23 protein-coding genes are annotated in these 23,191 nt (G+C 65.9%); 6 read left to right on the forward strand and 17 right to left on the reverse strand.

The window, feature by feature from the left end; all coding sequences use genetic code 11:
* Positions 1–2: 2 nt before the first annotated feature.
* The 4 genes from B7G52_RS03820 to B7G52_RS03835 are packed head-to-tail and all read right to left on the reverse strand — an operon-like array spanning position 3 to position 4,082.
* The gene (locus B7G52_RS03820; RefSeq protein WP_096696330.1) at positions 3–1,157 is read right to left on the reverse strand and encodes an ABC transporter ATP-binding protein; all 1,155 of its coding nucleotides are present in this window, start codon (positions 1,155–1,157) and stop codon (positions 3–5) included.
* Positions 1,154–1,819, reverse strand: coding sequence for a molybdate ABC transporter permease subunit (gene modB / locus B7G52_RS03825; protein WP_096696331.1), 666 nt, complete (start codon positions 1,817–1,819; stop codon positions 1,154–1,156). The genes B7G52_RS03820 and modB overlap by 4 nt, the downstream gene beginning before the upstream one ends.
* A 6-nt stretch (positions 1,820–1,825) precedes the next feature.
* Entirely contained in the window at positions 1,826–2,602 is a 777-nt protein-coding gene (gene modA, locus B7G52_RS03830; RefSeq protein WP_096696332.1) for a molybdate ABC transporter substrate-binding protein, read from the reverse strand.
* Positions 2,603–2,654: 52 nt separating this feature from the next.
* Positions 2,655–4,082 carry a coniferyl aldehyde dehydrogenase gene (locus B7G52_RS03835; RefSeq protein WP_096696333.1) on the reverse strand — a complete coding sequence of 476 codons (1,428 nt, stop codon included), beginning with the start codon at positions 4,080–4,082 and terminating at the stop codon, positions 2,655–2,657.
* Between the two features lie 201 nt (positions 4,083–4,283).
* Between B7G52_RS03835 and B7G52_RS03840 the strand changes: the two genes are divergently transcribed.
* A complete protein-coding gene (locus B7G52_RS03840) occupies positions 4,284–5,588 on the forward strand; it encodes an amidase (RefSeq protein WP_096696334.1) in 1,305 nt (434 codons plus the stop codon).
* A gap of 228 nt (positions 5,589–5,816) precedes the next feature.
* Here the strand turns inward: B7G52_RS03840 and B7G52_RS03845 are convergent, their stop codons facing one another.
* The 9 genes from B7G52_RS03845 to hutC all read right to left on the reverse strand — a co-directional run bounded on the left by B7G52_RS03845 (position 5,817) and on the right by hutC (position 13,764).
* Positions 5,817–7,202, reverse strand: coding sequence for a formimidoylglutamate deiminase (locus B7G52_RS03845; protein WP_096696335.1), 1,386 nt, complete (start codon positions 7,200–7,202; stop codon positions 5,817–5,819).
* Positions 7,192–7,992 (reverse strand): N-formylglutamate deformylase, encoded by an 801-nt coding sequence (hutG, locus tag B7G52_RS03850; RefSeq protein ID WP_096696336.1) that lies wholly within the window; start codon positions 7,990–7,992, stop codon positions 7,192–7,194. Before hutG ends, B7G52_RS03845 begins: the two co-directional genes overlap by 11 nt.
* 90 nt (positions 7,993–8,082) lie before the next feature.
* Complete coding sequence (locus B7G52_RS03855; protein ID WP_096696337.1) at positions 8,083–8,847, reverse strand: amino acid ABC transporter ATP-binding protein; 765 nt, start codon at positions 8,845–8,847, stop codon at positions 8,083–8,085.
* Positions 8,844–9,512: an amino acid ABC transporter permease gene (locus tag B7G52_RS03860; protein WP_096696338.1), complete on the reverse strand. Its 669-nt coding sequence runs from the start codon at positions 9,510–9,512 to the stop codon at positions 8,844–8,846. The genes B7G52_RS03855 and B7G52_RS03860 overlap by 4 nt, the downstream gene beginning before the upstream one ends.
* A gap of 24 nt (positions 9,513–9,536) precedes the next feature.
* Entirely contained in the window at positions 9,537–10,280 is a 744-nt protein-coding gene (locus B7G52_RS03865) for a transporter substrate-binding domain-containing protein (protein WP_096696339.1), read from the reverse strand.
* A 20-nt stretch (positions 10,281–10,300) separates the two neighbouring features.
* Positions 10,301–11,044: an IclR family transcriptional regulator gene (locus B7G52_RS03870; protein ID WP_096696340.1), complete on the reverse strand. Its 744-nt coding sequence runs from the start codon at positions 11,042–11,044 to the stop codon at positions 10,301–10,303.
* A gap of 191 nt (positions 11,045–11,235) precedes the next feature.
* Positions 11,236–12,450: an imidazolonepropionase gene (gene hutI, locus B7G52_RS03875; protein ID WP_096696341.1), complete on the reverse strand. Its 1,215-nt coding sequence runs from the start codon at positions 12,448–12,450 to the stop codon at positions 11,236–11,238.
* Positions 12,447–13,007, reverse strand: a complete 561-nt coding sequence (locus B7G52_RS03880; protein ID WP_096696342.1) for a HutD family protein — start codon at positions 13,005–13,007, stop codon at positions 12,447–12,449. The genes hutI and B7G52_RS03880 overlap by 4 nt, the downstream gene beginning before the upstream one ends.
* Before the next feature lie 46 nt (positions 13,008–13,053).
* Positions 13,054–13,764 (reverse strand): histidine utilization repressor, encoded by a 711-nt coding sequence (gene hutC / locus B7G52_RS03885; protein WP_096696343.1) that lies wholly within the window; start codon positions 13,762–13,764, stop codon positions 13,054–13,056.
* Positions 13,765–13,859: 95 nt separating this feature from the next.
* Between hutC and hutU the strand changes: the two genes are divergently transcribed.
* From hutU to B7G52_RS03910, 5 genes are all read left to right on the forward strand, one after another.
* Entirely contained in the window at positions 13,860–15,578 is a 1,719-nt protein-coding gene (gene hutU / locus B7G52_RS03890; RefSeq protein ID WP_096696344.1) for a urocanate hydratase, read from the forward strand.
* Positions 15,579–15,681: 103 nt separating this feature from the next.
* Positions 15,682–17,235, forward strand: a complete 1,554-nt coding sequence (gene hutH, locus B7G52_RS03895; RefSeq protein ID WP_096696345.1) for a histidine ammonia-lyase — start codon at positions 15,682–15,684, stop codon at positions 17,233–17,235.
* A 54-nt stretch (positions 17,236–17,289) separates the two neighbouring features.
* Entirely contained in the window at positions 17,290–18,234 is a 945-nt protein-coding gene (locus B7G52_RS03900) for an ABC transporter substrate-binding protein (RefSeq protein ID WP_096696346.1), read from the forward strand.
* Between the two features lie 214 nt (positions 18,235–18,448).
* Positions 18,449–19,222, forward strand: a complete 774-nt coding sequence (locus B7G52_RS03905; protein ID WP_096696347.1) for an ABC transporter permease — start codon at positions 18,449–18,451, stop codon at positions 19,220–19,222.
* Positions 19,223–19,224: 2 nt separating this feature from the next.
* Positions 19,225–20,016 (forward strand): ABC transporter ATP-binding protein, encoded by a 792-nt coding sequence (locus B7G52_RS03910; protein WP_096696348.1) that lies wholly within the window; start codon positions 19,225–19,227, stop codon positions 20,014–20,016.
* 54 nt (positions 20,017–20,070) lie between these two features.
* Here the strand turns inward: B7G52_RS03910 and B7G52_RS03915 are convergent, their stop codons facing one another.
* The 4 genes from B7G52_RS03915 to B7G52_RS03930 are packed head-to-tail and all read right to left on the reverse strand — an operon-like array spanning position 20,071 to position 23,187.
* Entirely contained in the window at positions 20,071–20,547 is a 477-nt protein-coding gene (locus B7G52_RS03915) for a PaaI family thioesterase (RefSeq protein WP_096696349.1), read from the reverse strand.
* A gap of 58 nt (positions 20,548–20,605) precedes the next feature.
* Positions 20,606–21,304: a TIGR02466 family protein gene (locus B7G52_RS03920; RefSeq protein ID WP_229676310.1), complete on the reverse strand. Its 699-nt coding sequence runs from the start codon at positions 21,302–21,304 to the stop codon at positions 20,606–20,608.
* Positions 21,301–21,975, reverse strand: coding sequence for an NTP transferase domain-containing protein (locus B7G52_RS03925; protein ID WP_096696350.1), 675 nt, complete (start codon positions 21,973–21,975; stop codon positions 21,301–21,303). The genes B7G52_RS03920 and B7G52_RS03925 overlap by 4 nt, the downstream gene beginning before the upstream one ends.
* Positions 21,976–22,014: 39 nt before the next feature.
* The gene (locus B7G52_RS03930) at positions 22,015–23,187 is read right to left on the reverse strand and encodes a VWA domain-containing protein (protein WP_170954670.1); all 1,173 of its coding nucleotides are present in this window, start codon (positions 23,185–23,187) and stop codon (positions 22,015–22,017) included.
* Between the last annotated feature and the right edge of the window lie 4 nt (positions 23,188–23,191).

Raw genomic sequence — 23,191 nt, forward strand, 5'->3', positions numbered from 1 at the left:
GCTTACCCGGCGTTGCGCACCGGCATCACATGCACCAGCGCCAAGTCGAGGCGCACACAGGTGCGTTGTCCGGGCACCAGCGGCGCCGCTTGCGGTCCGGACAAGGTGAGCCGCAGCGATGCGCCGGGGGACGGCTCCAGCAGCAGCGTCACCAGGGTGATTTCCCCCAGGTGGCGCAACTCGGCCACGGTGGCACAGAAGTCGCCGCTCGCCTGTGACGGGGCGTCGAGCAGGTGAATGCCTTCGCCGTGAATCACCCAGCTCACGGCCTGGCCCGGCTCCAGGCGGCCCTTGTCGCGCACGCGCAGCACGGTGGGGCAGCCATCGCCACCCGCACCCGCCGATGTGCCGTCGGTCCAGCGCAGCAGGCCCCAGCCCGCATCACCCGATGTGTCGTCCGGACCCAGCCACACGCCGTGAAAGCGGTTCTGGATACCCACCAGGTCAGCCACCCGGGCGTTGCGCGGCGCGCGGTGGATGCTGGCCGGCGCGCCCTGCTGCAGCACGCGCCCGGCGTCAATCACCACCAGCTGGTCGCACAGCAGGCGCGCCTCGTTGAGATCGTGCGTGACCAGCACGATGGGGATGTCCAGCTCGCGCCGCAGTTCGGCCAGCAAGGCATACAGGCCGTGGCGGCTCATCTGGTCGACCGCGGAAAAAGGCTCGTCGAGCAGCAGCAGCGCCGGCTCGCGTGCCAGTGCCCGCGCCACCGCCACACGCTGCTGCTCACCGCCCGAGAGGTGCGCGGGCCGGCGCGCCTGCTGGCCGGGCGTCAGGCGCACATGGTCGAGCCAGTGGCGCGCTCGCTCGCGGCGCTGCTCGCGCGGCAGGTGCAGCAGCGCCAGCGCCACGTTGTCCAGGGCGCTCAGGTGCGGCATCAGCGCGTAATTCTGGAACACCAGGCCGACATGGCGTTTTTGCGGTGGCACAAACACGCCGCCGGCCGTGTCGCACCAGACCTGTTCGCCCACCACCACACGCCCCTGCGCCGGGCGCATGAGTCCGGCCATGATGCGCAGCATGGATGTTTTTCCCGCACCCGACGGCCCCACCAGGGCCAGCATCTCGCCCGGCGCACAGCGAAACTGCGCCGACAGGACCATGGGCTGGGCCTGCTCCACCTCGACCACCAGCGCCCTGCTTGCCGGTGCAGTCATGGACGACGCACCAGCCGGGCCGACGCGACAAAGGAAAAACCAACCGCCAGCAGCGACAGCAGCAGCAAGGCCAGCGACATCTGGTTGGCCGCCGCCAGGTTGAAGCCCTGCACCTGGTCGTAGATCGCAATGGCGATCGTGCGGGTTTCACCCGGGATGCTCCCGCCCACCATCAGCACCACGCCGAACTCGCCCAGCGTGTGCACAAAGGTCAGCACCATGGCCGACAACACGCCGGGCCAGACCAGCGGCAACTCCACCAGGCGAAAGGTCTGCCAGCCGCCCAGGCCGCTGACGGCGGCGGCTTCGGCCAAGTTGCGGGGCACGGCCTCGAAAGCGCGCTGCACCGGCTGCACCATGAAGGGAATGTTGAACACGAGTGAGGCGATCAGCAGGCCCAGGAAGTTGAAGGTCAGCTCGATCCCCAGCCACTGCCGCGCCCACTGCCCGATGGGCGAGCTGCCGCCCAGCGACACCAGCAGGTAATACCCGAGCACGGTGGGCGGCAGCACCAATGGCAATACCACCACGGCCTCGACCCAGGCCTTGCCGCGAAAGCCGGTGTAGGCCAGCCAGCGCCCGGTCAGCACACCGGCGGGCAGCAGGATCACCAGCGTGACGGCGGCCAGCTTGAGCGAGAGAAAAAGGGCGGACCAGTCCATGTCGGCTTAGGGCATCACGAAGCCGTAGCGGCCCATCACCGCCTGCGCGGCCGGCGTGCCGATGAAGTCGTAAAACGCCTGGGCGGCCGGCCCGGCATTTTTCAGCAGCACCATGCGCTGGCGCAGCGGCTGGTGCCAGCTGTCGGGAATCAGCGCAAACGTGCCCAGCCGGCCGACGCTGGGCGCCAGCGCCAGCGACTGCGCGATGATGCCGCCCTGGGCTGCGCCCGAGGTGGCAAACTGCGCGGCCTGCGAAATGTTTTCACCGAGCACCAGCCGCGGCTGCAGCTGGGTCCACAGGCCGGCGTGTTGCAGCGCCTCCCTGGCCCGGGCGCCATAGGGGGCGTGATCGGGGTTGGCGATGGCAAACTTCTGCAGCCGCCCGTCCTTCAGCGCCGCCGCCAGGTCCTTCAGCTCACCGTCGGCCTTCAGGGCCGAACCGTGCGGCACCAGGATGCCGATGCGGCCCAGTGCATACAGCCTGCCGCGGTCGCGCGTCCTGCCGGCATCCGCCAGCCTGAACACGAAGTCCTCGTCGGCCGAGAGAAACATCTGGAAAGGCGCGCCCTGCAGGATTTGCGAATAGAAGTTGCCCGACGAGCCGAACACCAGGCGAAGCTTGTGCTTTTTTTCCTTCTCGAACAGGACAACCACTTCCTCCAGCGCGAACTTCAGGTCCGACGCCGCGACCACCACCGGCTGCGCCTGCGCGCGGCCCGGCAGGCCGCCCAGGCCCATGGCGGCACTGAGCCACAGGGTCGTGATGAACGCTTTCAACAACATCGTTTGATTATCCCTTCCCGCCTGCCGAAAAAGACAAGGGCCGACGACCGCCTTACAACCAGCGTTTGAGCAACCCCATGATCTGGTCGAAACGTTTGCCATAGGGCGGGTAGAACAGGTCGCCGCGCGCCCACTTCGACGACACCAGCACCGGTTTTTGCTGCGTGAAACGCAGGAAACCTGTTTCGCCGTGGTAGGCGCCCCAGCCGCTGTCGCCAACACCGCCAAAGGGCAGGTTGTCGTGGGCGATGTGCATCAGCGTGTCGTTGACCGTCACGCCGCCGCTCACGGTGCGCGCCAGCACCGCGTCACGCGCGGCCGTGTCGGTGCCGAACCAGTACAGGGCCAGCGGACGTGGCCGGTCGTTGATGTAGCCGATGGCTTCGTCCAGCGTGGCATACGGCAGCACCGGCAGGACGGGGCCGAAAATTTCCTCGTCCATCAACTTCATGGCCGGGGTGGTGCCGAACACCAGCACCGGCGCCATCTGCCTTGCGGTTCCGGGCGCAGCGCCACCCGGATTCACCACCTGCAGCCGCGCGCCCTCGCCTTCGGCCTGGGCCAGCAGCGCCTGCAGGCGCTCGTGGTGGCGCGGGCTGATGATGGCCGCGTAGTCGGGGTTGCCGGCGATGGTGGGAAACAGCCTGGCCACGGCGCGGGCAAAGGCGTCGCCAAAAGCGGCTTCCCTGCCCTGCGGCACCAGCACATAGTCGGGCGCAATGCAGGTCTGCCCGGCGTTGAGCAGCTTGCCGTGCGCGATCTTCAGGGCCACGCTGTCGAGGTCGCTGGACGCATCGACGATACACGGCGACTTGCCACCCAGCTCCAGCGTGGTGGGCGTCAGGTTGGCGGCGGCGGCCTCGGCCACCTTGCGTCCGGTGGCCGTGGAGCCGGTGAACACCAGGTGATCAAAAGGCAGGTGGGTGAAGGCCGCCGCCAGCGCCGCATCCCCCTCGACCACGCAGAACTCGTCGGCGGCAAAGGCCTGGCCGATCAGCTCGCCCATCAGCGCCGAGGTGCGCGGCGTCAGCTCGCTCGGCTTGAGCATGACGCGGTTGCCCGCCGCCAGGGCCGTGATGGCCGGCGCCAGTGCCAGCTGCACCGGGTAGTTCCAGGGCGAGATCACCCCGACCACGCCCAGGGGCTGGCGCTGCAAATAGGCGCTCGACGGCTGCAGGTAGATCGGCGTGGCCACCTTCACCGGCCTGACCCACTTCGGCAGATGTTTGAGCGTGTGCGACAGCAGCGTGCGCAGTACAAACAGGTCGGCAATTTCGGTCAGCTGTGGCGAACGCACGCCGAAGTCGGCCTGCACGGCTGCCGCCAGCGCTGAGCCTTGCTCATCGAGCAGGCGGCGCATGCGCTGCAGCCTGTCCCGGCGCAAGGCCAGCGGCACGTCCACCTGGGCGCGGCTGGCGCGGTGCTGGGCATCAAACAGGGAACGAAGGGAAAGTTCGGCGGTGTTGGAGGTGGCGTTCATCCGGCGATGATAGGCCGCAACACACTTTCCGGGCTGCCATGAGGCGTCCTTCCCTGGGCTGGCAGCCGATTTTGCAAGCAAAAAGTACCTCCAGCCTTTTATAGACGGGCGCTGGCAGCTATCAACTTCATAGCATCTGGCATGGCGGTGCAGGGCGCCCCGCGCAGCAAGCGCCACCGCAATGCGTTAAGGTAAGGCCCCATGAGCACAAACACTTCCACCCAGAAACTCGAGGCGGCGCTGGCCGCGATTGCGGCTGCCGGCGATGAAGGCCGGCGCATTTTCACGCGGCTGTACGCCGACGCCGCCCGCACGGCCGCGCTGGACGCCGACCGGCGTGCCGCCAGCGGCCAGTGCCTGGGCCCGCTGGACGGCTGCATCGTCTCGATCAAGGACCTGTTCGACGTGGCCGGCGAAGCCACCACCGCCGGCTCGGCCCTGCTGCGCGATGCCGCGCCGGCGGCCAAAGATGCCGTGGTGGTCAGCCGCCTGCGTGCCGCCGGCGCCGTCATCATCGGCAAAACCAACATGACCGAGTTCGCTTTCTCGGGCGTCGGCATCAACCCGCACTACGGCACACCCGGCAACGCGCTGGACATCAGCCGCATCCCGGGCGGCTCGTCCTCGGGCGCGGGCGTGTCGGTGGCGCGCGGCATGGCCGAGATCGCCATCGGCTCCGACACCGGCGGCTCGGTGCGTATTCCCTCGGCGCTCAACGGCCTGGTGGGCTTCAAGCCAACCCAGGCGCGGGTCACGCGCGACGGCGCTTTTCCGCTGTCCTTCACCCTGGACACCTTGGGGCCGCTGTGCCGCAGCGTGGCGGACGCCGCCGCCACCGACAGCGTGCTGGCCGGCATCACGCCGCAAGCCCTGCCGCAGCGCGATGTACGCGGCTTGCGCCTGGGCGTGCCGCGCGGCCTGTTGTTCAGCCAGGCGCAAGACGAGGTGCTGGCCGCCGTGGAACAAGCCCTGGCGCAACTCGCGGGCGCCGGTGCCCAGGTCCGGGATGAAGCCCTCGACGACTTGCTGGGCGAACCCTTTCGCCTGCAGGAGCGCGGCACCCTGGTGGCCGCCGAGGCCGCGTGGATTCACCGCGACTGGGTCAATAGCCGGCCCGAGGAATACGACCCCATCGTGCTGGGCCGCATACGCCGCGGCCAGACGCTGGACGCGGCGACTTATGTCGGCATCCAGCAGGCGCGCGCCGCACTGCTGCCGGCACTCGATGCGCGTATGACACAGCTCGATGCACTGGTGCTGCCCACCGTGCCGCTGCTGGCGCCGCGTATCGCCGAGGTGCAGGCCGAAGAGGTATTTTTGCGCACCAACGCCCTGCTGCTGCGCAACCCGTCGGCCTTCAATTTCTTTGACCTGCCGGCGTTGACCTTGCCGCTGCCGCGCGGCGGCGGGCTGGCGGTCGGGCTGATGCTGGTGGGCCGGCGAGGCGCGGACCGGGAGTTGCTGGCGCTGGGTGCGGCGGTGGAAGCGCTGCTCGCCGGGCGTTAGGGTGTCACGCGCCCGTCTGACATAAAAATCGGCTGCAGCCATTGCTGTGCCTTCGTAGTCAGCTATTTATTTGATAGTAACGCGCCGAGGCAGGTGGAGCCGGCATCATCGGATGCTGGCTCGCGGCGCCTGGTTTGTCATAGCGGGCCTGAGCCGCAATCCATGGTGGCCATCAGGCGGCTCTGGTTGGCAGGCATGGATTCCGGATCGCGTCCAGGATGACAAGTCTCAAGCCCACAGGGCCTGCATCGCCTGCGAAAACTCCGCCGCCAGCCGCGGCCAGCCGGCCACCCGCCCGCCGCTGACCACGCGTTGCCCCGCCACAAACACCTCGCTGAAGCGGGCGTCGGGGCTGGAGAACACCATGGCGTCCAGTAGGTGATCGGCCGGAATGCCCAGCAGGGCCGGCGATGCGGTATCGACGACGACAAAATCCGCGCGCTGCCCGGGCGCGATGCCGCCCAGCGGCAGCGAGGTGGCGGCGTGCCCACCGGCCAGCGCAGCGTTGAACAGGTTGTCCGCACTGCTGGAGCTGGCCAGCAGGCGCCCCGCGATGTTGCGCTGGCGCAGGCTCAGGCGCTGTGAATACTCGAGCAGGCGCAGCTCTTCCTGCCAGCTGCGCGTGACATGGCTGTCCGAGCCGATGGACCAGCGGCCGCCCGCCGCCGCATAGGCCGGCAGGTCGAACACGCCGTCGCCGAGATTGGCCTCCGTCGTCGGGCAGATCACAATCGCCGCGCCGCTGCGCTGCACGCCCTGCAGTTCGGCCACGGTGGACTGGGTGGCATGCACCAGGTTCCAGCGTGCATCGACCGGTGCGTGTGCCAGCAGCCACTCGACAGGCCGTCCGCCCAGTGCGGCGACGCAGTCCTGCACTTCCTGCATCTGCTCGGCTATGTGGATATGCACAGCCATGCCTCCTGCATGGGCCGCTGCTGCCACGTCGTGCAGCGCCGCCTCGTCCACGGCACGCAGCGAATGTATGGCGAGGCCGATGTTGAGGTGGTGGCCGCCCTGGCGCAACACGCCCTCGGCCAGGCGCAGCACCGAATCGGGCGTGGAGGCAAAACGCCGCTGGTCTTCGCGCAGGCCGGAGGCCGCAAAACCCGAACGCATGTACAGCGTGGGCAGCAGGGTCAGGCCCATGCCCACGCGCTGCGCGGCACGCACCAGCGCCAGCGACATGGCCAGCGGGTCGGCATACGGCTGGCCGTCGCTGTTGTTGTGCAGGTAATGAAACTCGCAGACCTGGGTGTAGCCGGCCTGCAGCAACTCGGCATACAGCAGCGCCGCCACGGCTTCAAGTTGTTCGGGCGTGATGCGCAGCGCGGCGCTGTACATGCGGTCGCGCCAACTCCAGAAATCATCGTCGCCGCCCAGGGACCGCTCGGTCAGCCCGGCGATGGCGCGCTGGAAAGCGTGGCTGTGGGCATTGACCAGCCCCGGCAACACCGGCCCGGCCAGGCGCACCGCCCCGCGTTGCGCTTCCTCCACCGCGTTGGGCTCGATGCTGGTCCAGGTGCCGTCGGCGGCCACCGCCAGCAGCACATCCTGCGTCCAGGCGCCGTCCACCCAGGCCTGGGGCGCGACATAACGCGTCACCTCAGCGGCCATACAGCTTGCAGGCAGCGGCCAGGCTGCCGGTCACCATGTTCTTGAGCACGGGTTGTATCCTTTGCGCCAACACCTCATCATAGGCAAACGGTGCCACTTCCTGCATGTACAGGCGCTGGCATTTCTCGAGCTGGACCGCGTGCACATGCTCAGCGGGCCGCCCATACTGGCGCGTGATGTAGCCGCCCTTGAAGCGGCCATTGACGATGCTGCTCACACCCGCAACCCCGGCGCAGGCGGCCGCCGCGGCAGCGGTGATGGAGACATCCGCCGCCGCGCCATTGGCCGTGCCGATGTTGAGGTCCGGCAGGCGGCCTTCGAACAGCCACGGAATTTCGGAACGGATGCTGTGCGCATCCCACAGCAGCACAAAACCGTGTTGGGCCTTCAGGCGCGCCAGCTCCGCGGCCAGCGCCGCGTGGTAGGGCTGCCAGTACGTTTCGCGTCGGCGCAGGCGCTCGGCCGGGTCGGGTGCCCTGCCGTCCTTGTAGAGCGCATCGCCGTTGAAGAAATGCGTGGGGCACAGTTCCGTGTTGGAGGCGCCGGGGTACATGGGCGCGTCGTCGGGCGGGCGGTTCAGGTCGATCAGGTAACGCGAATACCGCGGCGTGATCACGCTGGCGCCCAGCGCCGGCAAAAAATCGTACAGACGCTGCAGGTGCCAGTCGGTGTCCTCCACGCCCAGCGCACGTTCGGTGTAATCGCCGCGCAGTTCAGGTGGAATATCGGTGCCGGTGTGCGGCATGCTGACCAGCAGGGGGGCATTGCCGCGTTGCAGGGTAAAACTCATACAGGCTCACCATTCAAAACAAGTGGAAGCCGCCCGGGCACCAGGGACACACGGCCCGCGGGGAACCAGGCGGCAACGAACAAAAAGCGATCAACTCCGGGACAGGACTGCTCGCAGGAAATCCCGCGTTCGGGTCTGCGCCGGGTTGGTGAAAATGATAGCGGGCGGCCCGGCTTCGATCACCACACCGCCATCCATCACCACCACCACGTCGCCCACCTCGCGCGCAAAGTCCATTTCATGGGTCACGACCATCATCGTCATGCCCTCGCTCGCCAGCAGCTTCATGACCTGCAGCACCTCGCCCACCAGCTCGGGGTCCAGCGCAGAAGTGGGCTCGTCAAAAAGCATGACCTTGGGCTGCATGGCCAGTGCCCTGGCAATGGCCACCCGCTGCTTCTGCCCACCGGACAGGCTGGCGGGCATGGCATGGGCTTTTTCGGCCAGCCCCACCTTCTCGAGCAACGCCATGGCTTCGGATTGCGCCTGTTTCCTGGAAACACCGCGCACCTTGCGCGGGCCGACGGTGACGTTGTCAATCACCGGCAGGTGGGGAAACAGGTTGAAGGACTGGAACACCATGCCGACGTCTTCGCGAAGATGGTTGAGGGCCGCCTCACCCAGCATCTGGCCGTCATCGACCAAGGTGCGCCCGCAGATCTCGACCCGGCCCTTCTCGGGTGTCTCCAGACCGTTGCAACAGCGCAAGAAAGTGCTTTTCCCCGACCCGCTGGGTCCGATCACCACCACCACCTGCGACGGCTGGACATCGAAATCGATGCCCTTCAACACGGCGTGGTCGCCGAAAGACTTGCGCAAGCCGCGTATGCTGACAATCGCCTGTTCGTTTTTCATTGCACCATGCCTCCCGCACGCAGCCGCTGTTCGATGCGGCGCAGCGCCAGCGTTGTCAGCCCGGTCAGAACAAAATACATCACGGCGATGGCAAGGTAAACCTCCAGCGAGCGGTAGGACACGCTGATGATTTTCTGCCCCTCATGCATCAGGTCGTGGATGGTCAGCAGGGACACCAGCGCTGAATTCTTGATCAGCGCAATGAACTCATTGCCCAGCGGCGGAATCATGCGCACCAGCGCCTGTGGCAGGATGATGCTGCGCATGGCCGTGCCATACGACATGCCCACGGATCGCGCCGCTTCCATCTGGCCCCGGTCAATCGACTGGATGGCCCCGCGCACAATTTCCGACACATAGGCGCCGGAGTAAATGCCCAGGCCGATCACGCCGCAGACAAAGGCCGGCAGCAGGATGCCGAACTGCGGCAACCCGAAAAACAGCAGGAACAGTTGCACCAGCAAGGGCGTCCCCCGAATCGCGGCCACGTAGCTTGTGCACAGCGCATACACCACGCGCCTTTTCGGGTTGAGCCGCCCTATCCCCACCAGCAACCCCATGACGCAACCCAGCGCCAGGGACACCGCGGTGATTTCCACGGTCACCAGGCCGCCCTGCAGCAGGTTGCGCCAGCCAGCCCATACGGGAGAGAAATCGAGTTCCATCTGATGCGTTCCGCGGTTGACGGTTTACCTGGTGGTGCCGCTAAACCACTTTTTGACGATCTGTGCATAGGTGCCGTCGGCCTTGAGCTTGGCCAGTGCACCGTTGACGGACCGGGTCAGCTCGGGGCTGTCCTTGCGCAGCGCCATGCCGTACTCTTCGGTCGTGAGCTGCTGCTCCAGCACGCGCTGGCCGCCGCGGGTGCGCACATACTGGAACGCTGCGGGCTTGCCGGTCACGGCCGCATCGGCACGGCCGATCTCGACCAGGTTGAACATCTCCTGGTTTTTCTCGACCTCCACCAGTTGCACCTGCGGGTGGTTGGCGGCCAGGTAGGACACCGACTTGGTGCCAACCTGCACAGCCACTTTTTTTCCATTCAGGTCTGCCAGGGTCTTGATGGCGGTGTTGCCCTCCTTGACCATGGCCACCAGACCGCCCGCGTAGTAGGCGTCGGTGAAATCGACGACCTTCTTGCGGTCATCGGTGATGTAGATGGCCGACACCGACATGTCAAAACGCTTCGAAATCAGCCCCGGGATCAGGCCCTTGAAATCGATATCGACCCATTCGATGCGCTTGTTCAATACCTTGCCGACCGCCTCGACCAGCTCAATGTCGAAGCCGGTGCGCTTGCCGCCCTCGACGTACTCCATGGGCGGGAAGGTGGCATCGGTACCGACGCGAAGGACATCTTGCGCATGTGCGCCCACCGCACCCAAACCGAGGACGGCAAAGCAGGAAAGCAGAAATTGACGGCGAAAGTTCATGAGATTTTCTCCAGGGGGGGTTAATGAATCAAGCTACTCAAACTTCGGGAAATACGGGCGGCGGCGACCACCGTCATCTGAATCAGGGGGGAATGTTTGTCCTGGATGCGCACGCCGGGTGCCATGAGCGTCAAGGCACCGACGGCCTGTTTTCCCATGGCGAACAAGGGCGCACTGACGCCCCAGACACCGGCATCGACCTCGCCGTTGCTGACGGCAAAGCCGGCCTTGCGGATCGCGCTCAGCTCGGCCAGCGGCTCGGCCAGCGGGACGCCGGGGTGTGCTGCAGCCAAAGCCGCGTCCCGGGCCGCCTCGGGCAGGTGGGCCAGCAGGCATTTCGCCGAAGCGCCTTTTTCCAGAGGGACGCTGCGGCCTTTTTCGAAAGAGCAGCGCAGGGCTTGCCGGCTCTCGACCATCTCGATGCAAATCGCCTGGCCGTTCACCGCGACGATCAGGCCGACACTTTCCTGGGACTGCTGGGCCAGCACCAGCATGTCCTGGCGTGCCTGCCGGGCCAGGTGGGACGCCATGTCGAAACCCAGCGCCAGTTGCAGGCTCAACGGGCCGGGGGCGTAGCGCCCCTCCACTTCAAGAACAAACCCCCAGCGCTTGAGGGCATGGAGCTGGCGGTAAAGCGTGCTCTGACTCAGGCCGGTCTTGCGCACCAGGTCCGTTGCTGTCATGGGATGCCCCTGCTGCGCCAGCGTGGCAAGCACCACCAGGGCGCGATCAACCGCAGAAACAGCATGGGAATCAGGCAACATCGTTTCAGTATCAGGTTCTTGCCTGAACGCGTAAAACAGTATTTCTCATTGGCTGGGAATCGCCCTCTCTTTTTTGAATTCAGGCCAGGGGCAACCAGGGATTCGTCGTCCAGCCGCCAGAGCCCGCCATCGGCATGGCCGGCATCGAGACTATGCCGGCGCCGTCCTTGTGCTGCGGTGCGCCGCAAAACTCATACCAGCTCACCCTTGAACACCGTCTGCAGGCGCGGATTGGCGCCGAGGGCACAGGCCAGTTGCGCGGGATGGGCCACATCCCACAACACGAAGTCGGCACGTTTGCCGGGGGCGATGACACCGCGATCGTCCAGCCCCAGCGCTTTCGCCGCGTGGCGGGTGACGCCGGCCAGCGCCTCCTCGGGCGTCAGGCGAAACAGCGTGCAGGCCATGTTGAGCATCAGCAGCAGCGAGGTGCAAGGCGAGCTGCCGGGGTTGCAGTCGGTGGAGATCGCCATCGCCACGCCGTGCTGGCGCAGCAGGGCCACCGGCGGCAGTTTTGTTTCACGCAGAAAATAAAACGCCCCGGGCAGCAGCACGGCCACACTGCCGGCGGCCGCCATCGCGGCGGCCCCTTGTTCGCCCAGCCACTCCAGGTGGTCGCAGCTGAGCGCGCCATAACGCGCGGCGAGCTCAGCGCCGCCGCTGTCGCTGAGCTGCTCGGCATGGAGCTTGACCGGCAGGCCCAGTGCGTGGGCCGCCTGAAACACCCGTTCGGTCTGCCCCGTGCTGAAGGCTATCCGTTCACAAAACGCATCAACCGCATCGACCAGGCCTTCGGCATGCAGCAGCGGCAACATGCGCACCACCTCGTCCACGTAAGCATCCGCGCGGCCGGCAAACTCGGGGGGAATGGCGTGGGCGCCCAGAAAGGTGGTGCGGACGTCCACCGGCTGGCTACGGCCCAGTCCACGCGCCACGCGCAAGGCCTTGCGTTCGTGCTCGAATGCCAGGCCATAACCCGACTTGATCTCCAGCGTGGTCACGCCTTCGGCGACCAGCGCCCGCAGGCGCTTGAGGCTCTGCACTTCCAGTTCCGCCTCGGTCGCGGCGCGCGTGGCTTTCACCGTCGAATTGATGCCGCCGCCGGCGCGTGCCACGTCTTCATAACTCGCGCCCTGCAGGCGCAATTCGAACTCGTGGGCACGGTCGCCACCGTACACCAGGTGGGTGTGGCAATCAATCAGGCCCGGCGTGACCAGCGCGCCGCCGGCATCGTGCTCGCCTGTGCAGCGTGCCGCCAGGTCCGCCGGCAACTCGCGGCGCGGCCCGACCCAGGCGATGCGTCCGCCCTCCAGCACCAGGGCCGCGTCCTCGATCAGGCCGTAAGGCGCGGGATGCGAAGGCTGCAGGGTGGCCACGCGGCAATGCCGCCAGAGCTGCACCGTCATCGTGCCATTTCCATCCAGAGCGCGCTTGTTGCTTCAATGCGCACCGAAGCCCCGTCGGCCAGCGCACGCCAGGCCAGCGTGTGCGGCGGCACCGTCACAAACTTCCTGTTGACCTGCACGGTCACCGGCTCGTCCCAGGCATACACGGCGACGCGTGTGCCCGGTTTGACCTCCACATCCAGCGCACCCAGAACGCGGACCAGGCGCGCGCTGCCACGCCCGTTCTTGAGCATCAGGTTGAAGTCTTCGGTGGGACCGTCGATCAGTTCGCAATTGCAGGCCAGGGCACCGTCAAAACACAGCGGCTCGCCTTGCGGCGTCAACTCCCGGATCTGCCCGTCCAGCGTCAGCCGCACACCCGCGCCACCCAGCACGGCGAACCAGCGCTGCACCCCTTCATAGCGCGAAAACGGCCCGTTTTTTTCAACCTCGGCCACCGAGATGCGCCAGTCCCAGTCCTCGGCGGTGGGCCAGGCCAGCAATTCGCGCGTGATGCCGCCGCCGTTGCGCCAGGCCGTGGGCGCCACCTCTTCCAGGGGAATGTTTTGCCAGCTCATGGGGTGACCTCCGCTTGACGGGTTCGCGTTGGGAATGGGTGTCCATTCATGCCTGAAATTGTCCTGCAAAGCTGTAACGCGTGCCAGGATAAATCAACCGGGCCACGCTGGCCACATGGGACCCGCTGACCGTGCGCCGCATCATGGCCAGGCAGGGATCGCCGCGCTTGATGCCCAGCTGTCTGGCCTCCTGCGCGCTGGGCAGGCAGGCCTCGATCGAATAACTGGCCTCGGTCAGCGGTGCATGTTGCAGCAGGTGGTGGGTGGGCGTGGTCCGTGTAAAGTCGGTTTCCAGGAAATCGGGCGCCGCCGCCGGATTGACGTAGCGGTCCTCGTACTGGATGGGCACACCGTTTTCAAGATGCACCAGCATGGTGTGGAAAACCCGGGCGCCGGTGCGCAGGCCCAGCGTCCTGGCCAGGTCGGCGCTGGCCTTTTCGGCCTCCACCATCAGCACCCGGGTGGTGTGCACATGGCCGCGCTCCACCACTTCTTCATGAATGTCGCGAATCGTGAGCCGGGAGGAGATGCGGTGCAGCTCGGCCACGCGCGTGCCCGAACCCTGCACACGCGTCACCATGCCCTCGGCGGTCAGTTCGCGCAGGGCACGGTTAACCGTCATGCGGCTGATGCCGAACTGCGCCGCCAGCGCCGCCTCGCTGGGCACCGGGTCGCCGGGCTTCCAGGTGCCGGCGCTGATGCGCGTCTTGATGAAGGCCTTGACCTGCTCATAGGCAGGCAACAGGGGTTTTGCCATAAGCCGTAGATTACCCCAGTTGACACAAGTTGTATAGACAACTAGGATTTACCGGAACGAATCTTGCGAGTTTTACCCCGCCCGGCAAGACAGCCATGAAGGAGCCACCCGTGTCAGACCTTTCACAAACCCCTTTCCTCGACAGCAAGGCCAGGCCGGTGCGTGCGCCGCGCGGCAGCACCCTCAGTTGCGCCAACTGGCAGATCGAAGCGGCCTACCGCATGATCCAGAACAACCTGGACCCGGAAGTCGCCGAGAACCCCGACGAACTCGTGGTCTACGGCGGCATCGGCAAGGCCGCGCGCAACTGGCCGGCCTTCGACGCCATCCTCGACTCGCTGCGAAAACTCAAGCCCGACGAGACCCTGCTGGTGCAGTCAGGCAAACCGGTCGGCGTCTTCCGTACCCACCCCGGCGCGCCGCGTGTGCTGATCGCCAACTCCAACCTGGTGCCCAAGTGGGCGACCTGGGAGCATTTCAACGAGCTCGACCGCGCCGGGCTGATGATGTACGGCCAGATGACAGCTGGTAGCTGGATTTACATTGGCACACAAGGCATCGTGCAGGGCACCTACGAAACCTTTATCGAAGCCGGCCGGCAACATTTCAGCGGAGAGCTGGCCGGCCGCTGGGTGCTGACTGCCGGCCTGGGCGGCATGGGCGGCGCGCAGCCGCTGGCCGCGACCTTTGCCGGCGCCTGTTCGCTCAACATCGAATGCCAGCAGTCGCGCATCGATTTCCGGCTGCGCACCAGATACGTCGACAAGCAGGCCAAAGACCTCGACGAGGCCCTGACGCTGATCAAGCACCACACCAGCCGCAAGGAAGCGGTGTCGATTGCCCTGTGTGGCAATGCCGCCGAGATCGTGCCCGAACTGGCACGCCGCGCCGCGGCCGGCGGCATGCGCCCCGACCTCGTCACCGACCAGACCTCGGCGCACGACATCATCAACGGCTACCTGCCCGCGGGCTGGAGCGTGGCGCAATGGCAGGCCGCGCAGAAAGACCCGGCGCAACATGCGGCACTCACGAAAGCTGCAGGCGAATCCTGTGCCGTCCACGTCCGGGCCATGCTCGAATTTCACGCCATGGGCATCCCGACGGTGGACTACGGCAACAACCTGCGCCAGGTCGCCAAGGACTTCGGCGTCGCCAACGCGTTTGACTACCCCGGTTTTGTGCCGGCCTACATCCGGCCGCTGTTTTGCCGCGGCGTCGGCCCCTTCCGCTGGGTGGCCCTCTCCGGCGACCCCGAAGACATTCGCAAGACCGATGCGAAGATGAAAGAACTCTTCCCCGAGAACAAGCACCTGCACCGCTGGCTGGACATGGCCGAAGAACGCATCAGCTTCCAGGGCCTGCCGGCACGGATTTGCTGGATAGGGCTGGGCGAGCGGCATCTGGCTGGCCTGGCCTTCAACGCGATGGTGAAATCGGGCGAGCTCAAGGCGCCCATCGTGATCGGCCGCGACCACCTCGACAGCGGCTCGGTCGCCTCGCCGAACCGTGAAACCGAAGCCATGAAGGACGGCAGCGATGCCGTCAGCGACTGGCCGCTGCTCAACGCCCTGCTCAACACCGCGAGCGGCGCCACCTGGGTCAGCCTGCACCATGGCGGGGGCGTCGGCATGGGTTATTCGCAGCATTCGGGCGTGGTCATCGTCTGCGACGGCACGGACGAAGCGGCAGAACGCATTGAACGGGTGCTGTTCAACGACCCGGCCACCGGCGTGATGCGCCATGCCGATGCCGGCTACGAGATCGCCAAAGCCAGTGCGAAAGAAAACGGTTTGAACCTGCCCATGATCGGCTGAACCCACCAAAGCCTGTCCTGAGCTTGTCGAAGGATCGAAGCCTGTCCCGAATTGCATGGGAACCCTTCGACAAGCTCAGGGCGAACGGAGACAAAAAAATACCATGCCTGACAAAGAACTCCTGATTCCCGGCCAGCTGTCCATGGCGCAGTTGCGCCGCCTGTGCGCGGTCGTGCCACCACCGGTCCGGCTGGACGCCGCCTGCCGCCCGGGCGTGCGTGCCAGCGCCGCACTGGTGCACCGGGCGGCCAGCGGTGGCGCCGCGGTGTACGGCGTGAACACCGGCTTCGGCAAGCTGGCCAACACGCGCATCGCCAAGGAAGACCTGGCCATTTTGCAGCTCAAGCTGCTGCGCTCGCATGCCGTCGGCGTGGGCGAGCCGCTGTCCCGGCGTGTGGTGCACCTGATCCTGCTGCTCAAGGCGGCCAGCCTGGCACGTGGTTATTCCGGCGTGCGCGAAGAGGTCATCGACGCGCTGCTTGATCTGCACAACCACGGCATCTGCCCGGTCATTCCCTGCCAGGGCTCGGTCGGCGCCTCGGGCGACCTGGCACCCCTGGCGCACCTGTGCCTGCCCCTGATCGGCGAAAGTGAAGTTTTCTACAAGGACCAGCGCCTGCCGGCCGCCGCCGCGCTGAAGCAGGCCGGCCTGCCGGCCCTGCAGCTCTCGGCCAAGGAAGGCCTGGCGCTGATCAACGGCACGCAGGTCTCGACCGCACTGGCGCTCGATGCACTGTTTGCCACCGAGCGCCTGCTTGAAGCGGCGGTGATCTCGGGTGCCCTGACGCTGGACGCCGCGCGCGGCAGCGACGGCCCGTTTGACCCGCGTATTCATGCGGTGCGCGGCCAGCCCGGGCAGATCGATTGCGCCGCGGCCTACCGCGCGCTGATGGCCGGCAGCGAGATCCGCAAATCCCACCTCGACAACGACGACCGCGTGCAGGACCCGTATTGCCTGCGCTGCCAGCCGCAGGTCATGGGGGCCTGCCTGGACCAGATGCGTTACGCCGCCAGGGTGCTGGCGATCGAGGCCAATGCCGTCACCGACAACCCGCTGGTGTTTGCCGACGAGGGCAGCCTGCTCTCCGGAGGCAACTTTCACGCCGAGCCGGTCGCGCTGGCCTGCGATGCGCTGGCCGTGGCGATTGCAGAAATCGGCGCCATCACCGAGCGCCGCATCGCCATGCTGGTCGATACCGTGGTGTCGCGCCTGCCGCCTTTCCTCACGCCCGATGCCGGGCTCAACTCCGGCTTCATGATCGTGCACGTCACGGCGGCCGCGCTGGCGTCCGAGAACAAGTCGCTGGCGCATCCGGCCAGCGTGGACAGCCTGCCAACCTCGGCCAACCAGGAAGACCACGTCAGCATGGCCACCTTTGCAGCCCGGCGCCTGCAGCCCATGCTGCGCAACACGGCGCATATTGTCGGCATCGAGCTGCTGGCCGCGGCCCAGGGCATTGAATTTTTGCGCCCGCTCAAAAGCTCGGCGCCGCTGGAGCGTGTGTTGCGCCTGATCCGCATCGTCTCGCCGGCCATGATGGAAGACCGCAGCCTGGCGCGCGACATGGAAGCCGTGCACCACCTTGTGGCAAGCGGTGACATTGCACGCGCACTGGATGCCGACATGCCCGAGCTGCACGCCCTGAAGCTGGCATGAACACTGCATACCCTCCGATCACCTTCCCTTCACAAGTCAACCCAAGGAGTTCCCATGAAGAAGCTGCTGACCCTGTCCCTCGTCGCCCTGGTCTGTGTCTCCGCACAGGCGCAGGAAACCAAAATCACTTTGGGCATGTCGGGCTGGACCGGCTTTGCGCCGCTGACCCTGGCCAAGGAAGCCGGCATCTTCAAGAAGAACGGCCTCGACGTGACAATCAAGAAAATTCCGCAAAAAGACCGCCACCTCGCGATTGCCTCGGGTGACGTGCAGTGCGCCGCCACCACGGTGGAGACCTGGATCGTCTGGAACGCCAATGGCGTGGCCACCACGCAGATTTTCCAGCTCGACAAGAGTTATGGTGCCGACGGCATGGTGGTCAAACCCAACATCGCCAAAATCAGCGACCTCAAGGGCAAAACCGTGGCCGCCAGCGCGCCCGGCACCGCGCCCTGGTTCACCCTGGCCTGGATGCTCAAGAAAAACGGCCTGAGCCCGAAAGACGTGAAGATCGTCAACCTCGAGCCGCAAGCCGCCGCCAACGCGATGATTGCCGGCACCGACGGCATCGACGCCGCCATGACCTACGAGCCTTACCTGGGTGCGGTGCGTGCCAAACCGGAAGCCGGCAAGATCATCGCCACCACACTCGACTACCCGATGATCATGGACACCGTGGGCTGCACACCCAAGTTTTTGGCCGACAACCCGAAAGCCGCCAAGGCGCTGGCCGACAGCTACTTCGAAGCGCTGGACATGATCAAGAAAGACCCGCAGAAGAGTTTCGAGATCATGGGCGCCGACGTGAAGCAGCCGGCCGACAAGTTCGAAGCCAGCCAGAAATACCTGCGTTGGCAGGACCGCGCCGCCAACCAGAAGTTTTTTGCCGGCGAACACGCTGCCTTCAGCAAGGAAGCCGCCGACCTGCTGCTCGAAGCCGGTGTCATCAAGGCCCTGCCCGACATGAGCAAGCTCGCCGACACGCGTTTTATCAAATGAGCCCCCACGGTTGCTCACTGCGAGCCTGCGGCGGCGCCCTGCCCCTTGCATGGAAAAAGGGGACGCTGCGCCTGTGGTCTGGCAAAGCCAGCCCCGCGGCCCCTGCTTGGTTGATGAAAAGGCCGCATGCATACCCTAGCGCGGACGGTTCCGGTCGTCCACGCTGCGCCGCAAGAGGCCATCGAGGAGCTGCGGCGTGCCTTAAGGGTCTTGCATGAAACCTCTTCAAGCGGTGAACCCCGGGATGCGCATCATGCTCGGGATCAGTTTTTTCATCCTGTTCTTCGCGGTCTGGGCCTTCGCCACGTTTGGCGGCTACGTGTCCAAGACTTTCCTGGCCGACCCGGTGACCATGGTGCGCTCGGGTTACGACCTGCTGGCCAACCAGGGCTTCATCAAGGACATCGGTATGACGGTGTGGCGCGTGCTGGGCGGCTTTTTGATTGCTGCCGTGCTGGCCGTGCCGCTGGGCGTGCTGATGGGCGCCTACAAACCCATCGAAGCATTTTTTGAACCCTTCGTGAGTTTTGCGCGCTACCTGCCGGCCTCGGCCTTCATTCCGCTGCTGATCCTCTGGGCCGGCATTGGCGAGGCGCAAAAGCTGGCGGTGATTTTTATCGGCTCGTTTTTCCAGCTGGTGCTGATGTTCGCGGTCAGTGTGGGCAACACCCGGCGCGACCTGGTCGAAGCCGCCTACACGCTGGGCGCGGGCGACCGCGGCATCGTCACGCGGGTGCTGTTGCCCAGCAGCGCACCCGAGATTGCCGAGACCCTGCGCATGGTGCTGGGCTGGGCCTGGACCTATGTGATCGTCGCCGAACTGATAGGCGCGTCCAGCGGCATCGGGCACATGATCACCGACAGCCAGGCGCTGCTGGCCACCGACCAGATCATCTTCGGCATCATCGTGATCGGCATCATCGGCCTGGTCACCGACTTTGCCTTCAAGGCCCTGAACCGCAAGCTGTTCCCTTGGGCAAGACTGTGACCATGAACATCCTCGAAATTTCCCAGATCTCCAAGACCTTCGCCGGGGCCAACGGCGGCACGGTGGCGTTGCAGGCCACCGACCTCAGCGTGGCCGAGAACGACTTCATCACCATCCTCGGGCCCTCGGGTTGCGGCAAAAGCACGCTGCTGCGCATGGTCGCCGGCCTGGATACGCCGAGCACCGGCAGCATCACACTGGACGGCAAACCCGTCAGCGGCCCCGGCGCCGACCGCGGCATGGTGTTCCAGAGCTACACGCTGTTCCCCTGGCTCAGCATTCTTGAGAACGTCTGCTTCGGCCTGCGCGAAAAAGGCCTGCCGCTGGCCGAGCAGCACGCGATTGCCCGGCCCTTCATCCAGAAGGTGGGCCTCAAGGGCTTCGAGAACCACTTCCCCAAACAGCTCTCGGGCGGCATGCAGCAGCGCACCGCGCTGGCCAGAGCCCTGGCCAACGACCCGCGCATGTTGCTGATGGACGAGCCCTTCGGCGCGCTGGACCACCAGACCCGCGAGCTGATGCAGGAACTGCTGCAGGGCATCTGGGAAGCTGAACGCAAGACCGTGCTGTTTGTCACCCACGACATCGACGAGGCCATCTTCATGGGCAACCGCGTGGTGGTGATGAGCGCGCGCCCTGGCCGCATCAAGTGCGACCTGCCGGTGCCGATCGCCCACCCGCGCCACTATTCGGTCAAAACCACGCCGGTGTTTGTCGAACTGAAGGCGCGGCTGACCGAAGAGATCCGCATCGAGGTGCAGCGTGCCGCCGGTCTGCTGACCGAGGCCGCCTGATTCATTTCAAGCAAAAGAAGCCTCCAGCCCTTTATTTGCTTGCGTCAGCAGCTATCAACTTCGTAGCAAAAATGGGTCGCGATCCTTGCCGTCGCTAATCAGCGGGCCCTGCTTGAAGATGCCGCTGATGCGCAAGGCCGGCTCACCGTCGGCCGTCACCAGGCCCTGAATAAAAATCATGTTGCGCGTGCTGCGCAGGATGTCGGCCTGGCCTTGCACCCACGCCCCCAGCCTGGCCGGCGCCAGGTAATCGATTTGCAGGCTGATGGTCGGCAGAAAGCGCCTGTCGGTGTCGGTCTGGTACATCGCCGCGCAGGGCAGCAGCATGTCCGCAAACGACGCCAGCATGCCGCCGTGGCACATCTGCAGCGGGTTGCTGTGGCGCTCCTCGACGCGAAAACCCAGCAGCAGCCGCTGGCCTTCCAGCCTCGCGTGAAACGGGCCGTTGACCTCGATAAAGGGGCCACCGACACGAACAGGAACAAAACCATCGGGGACGGCGGAAGCGCAGGAAGAGGTGGTGTCAGGCATTCCTCATGCTAACCCGGGCGCGGCTTGCGGCCCGTCCGCTCGGCGACTGCTCGGTGACTCAAGTGCCCGCGTAGTGGAACAGCTGGTCCCCGTCCGGTGCGCGAATTTGCGCGTTGAAGGAAACGATGATGCGGTCCCGCTCACCGGCGTAAGGCATGGCCTTGTGTGCCAGCATGGCGGGAAACAGGACGAGTTCGCCCTCCTGCGGCGTCACGTCCAGAGTGGCCTGCTGCAACCAGGCATTGCCCGTGTCGATGTGTGCACCGCCCAGCAATGGGAACATCGGGCTGTAAAAGCGCGTGGCGCCGTTGAGGTCGCCGAAGTCGGGGTGCTGCCGACGCTGCGCCACCGGATCGATCTGCACGTAATACACCCCCGACCACGAGCAGTTCCCATGGGTGTGAATGTCATGGAAAGTTGCACCGTTCTGGATCTGGAACCACACCCCCATCAGTTCAAGCTGCAGCCCGTGACGGCCCGCCGGCCACACGCCGGCATTGGCCTGCTGCGCCGTGGCCTGCAGGGACGCGGCAATGAACTTGAGCAGCGCATGGAACTCCGGAAGATCCACCCGGCGCAGCAGATCGTCAGCGCTGGCGTAGAAGTTGCCCCCCGGTGCCGCAGCATCCGTGGCACGCATGGCGCCAAACACCCGGGCCAGCACCGGATTGACTTCGGAAGCACCAGCAAAGCGGTGCACGGCCAGTGGGACCGGCCAATGCCACTGCAGCGCGCCGTCGGCCACAGCCAGCTTCACGCAGCAAGCTCACCGGAAGGCAGCTCCAGCTTCCAGCCAGTACGCTGTGCCAGTTGCAGCACATCTTCGACGGTGTCCAGGTCGGTGGTGAAACGGGTATTGCTGGTTTCAAACGCATACACCAGCTCGGGTTGACGCTCGATGAGCTGGCGACAACCCAGATGGGTATCGCTGGCCAGGACCTGGGCCAGCGCCACGTCGTCCAGCAGGATCGGGTTGCCGCGCTGACCCTTGACGACAGGCACCACGAGATTGCCCGAGGGGCGCTTCTTGAAGGCCGCCATCAATTCGACCAGATCGGCCGACCCGATCAGGGGCTGGTCGGCCAGCACGATGAACACGGCGTCAAAATTGCCGCGAAGCGCCGCCAGACCGGCCCGCACCGAGCTTTGCTGGCCCTGGGCATAGTCGGCGTTGTGCGCCAGCGTGACCGGGAAACTCCGGACCTGCGCCTCGATGGCATCACGCGCATGGCCGGTAACCACCACGACCTCGTCCACCCCGGCGCCGCTGAGCGCAATCAGCTGCCGGTTGATCAGGGGCACGCCCTGCAGGCGGATCAGAGGCTTGCTCACGCCGCCCATACGCCGCCCCTCGCCGGCGGCCAGCAACACCGCGCCGACCCGCAGGCGGGCATACAGTCCGCCACCTTGTTTAAGCAGGCATCCCATGGTTGTGATTCCAGAAGTTGTAAACGTCAGAAAAATGCTTCACGCCAGCAGCTCGGACAGGCGCTCGAGGCTGGCCAGATTGTGCGCCGGCATGAACCGCGTGACATGAGGCGCAGCCAGTGCCATCGCCGCCGACTGGGGTACTTGCACCGTCGGGTGCAACCAGCAGACGCGGGCACCGCGGGCACGCACCTGCGCCAGCACCCCGGCCAGGGCCTCGGGTTCATCGGTGTCAAAACCATCGCTGAACACCATGAACAGGTCCCCACGACCCAGGGAGCGACCCAGGTGCTGGTGCAACGCCTCGTGCAGGCAACTGGCAATGCGGGTGCCGCCGCCAAAGCCGAAGGTCACCGCGTTGATCTTGTCCTGCACACGTTCGCTGCGCCGCTTCATCAGCGGCGTGACCTCGGCGAGCCGGGTATGGAACACAAAAGCCCGTGCATCCATGACCTCGACGAAGGCGCGCGTGAGCCGCAGGAAAAATTGTGCGTGCACTTCCATGGAACGGCTCACGTCCACCAGCGCCACCACACGCGGCTGGCGGCGCTGGTGGCGCACATGGTGCAGCTGCACCAGCTCCCCGCCGGTGGACAGCGCCGAACGCATCGAACGCCGCAGATGAATGACGCCGCTGTCCCGGTGGCGTTGCAGGCGGCGCAGCAGGCGAGTACGCAGCCGCCGCTTGAAAGCCTCGACCAGGGGTTCGAATCGGTCCATGTCGGACAGCAGCCAGTCGGCAAAATCACGCTCCTCGAACGCATCGGTGCGGCTGGCGCCTCCTTGGGCACGCGGCGGTGCGTCGCTGGCTTCAAGCTCGCCCTCGCCCGGCTGGTCGGCCATGCCCAGCGTGGACCGGGCTTCGCCCGGTGCTGTGTTGCCCATCTCGCTGTGCATCTGCTGCACCAGCTCGGGCAGCGAACGGGCGCGCCGGCTGATGCCCGAGCTGCGGACAGCGCCCCGGACCTTGTGCGGGAACCAGAAGGCCTGGTGCAAATCCGGGTACCTGAGCCACTGCTTGTGGCTGCCGGAGGCGATACCGCGCCACAAGGCCTCGATACGGGGCCACTGCGACAGCGGCAAGGCGGCTGCAGCCTGGGCCATCAACCCGACCTCGGCATAACCCAGCGCAAAGCCGTGTTCGCGCAGGTAGTGGGCAAACTCGCCGAGGCGCTGCCTCGGGTCCGTGGCGGTGGTAACGGCAGCAGCCATTGCC

The organism is Polaromonas sp. AER18D-145, assembly GCF_002379095.1.
GTDB lineage: Bacteria > Pseudomonadota > Gammaproteobacteria > Burkholderiales > Burkholderiaceae_C > Polaromonas.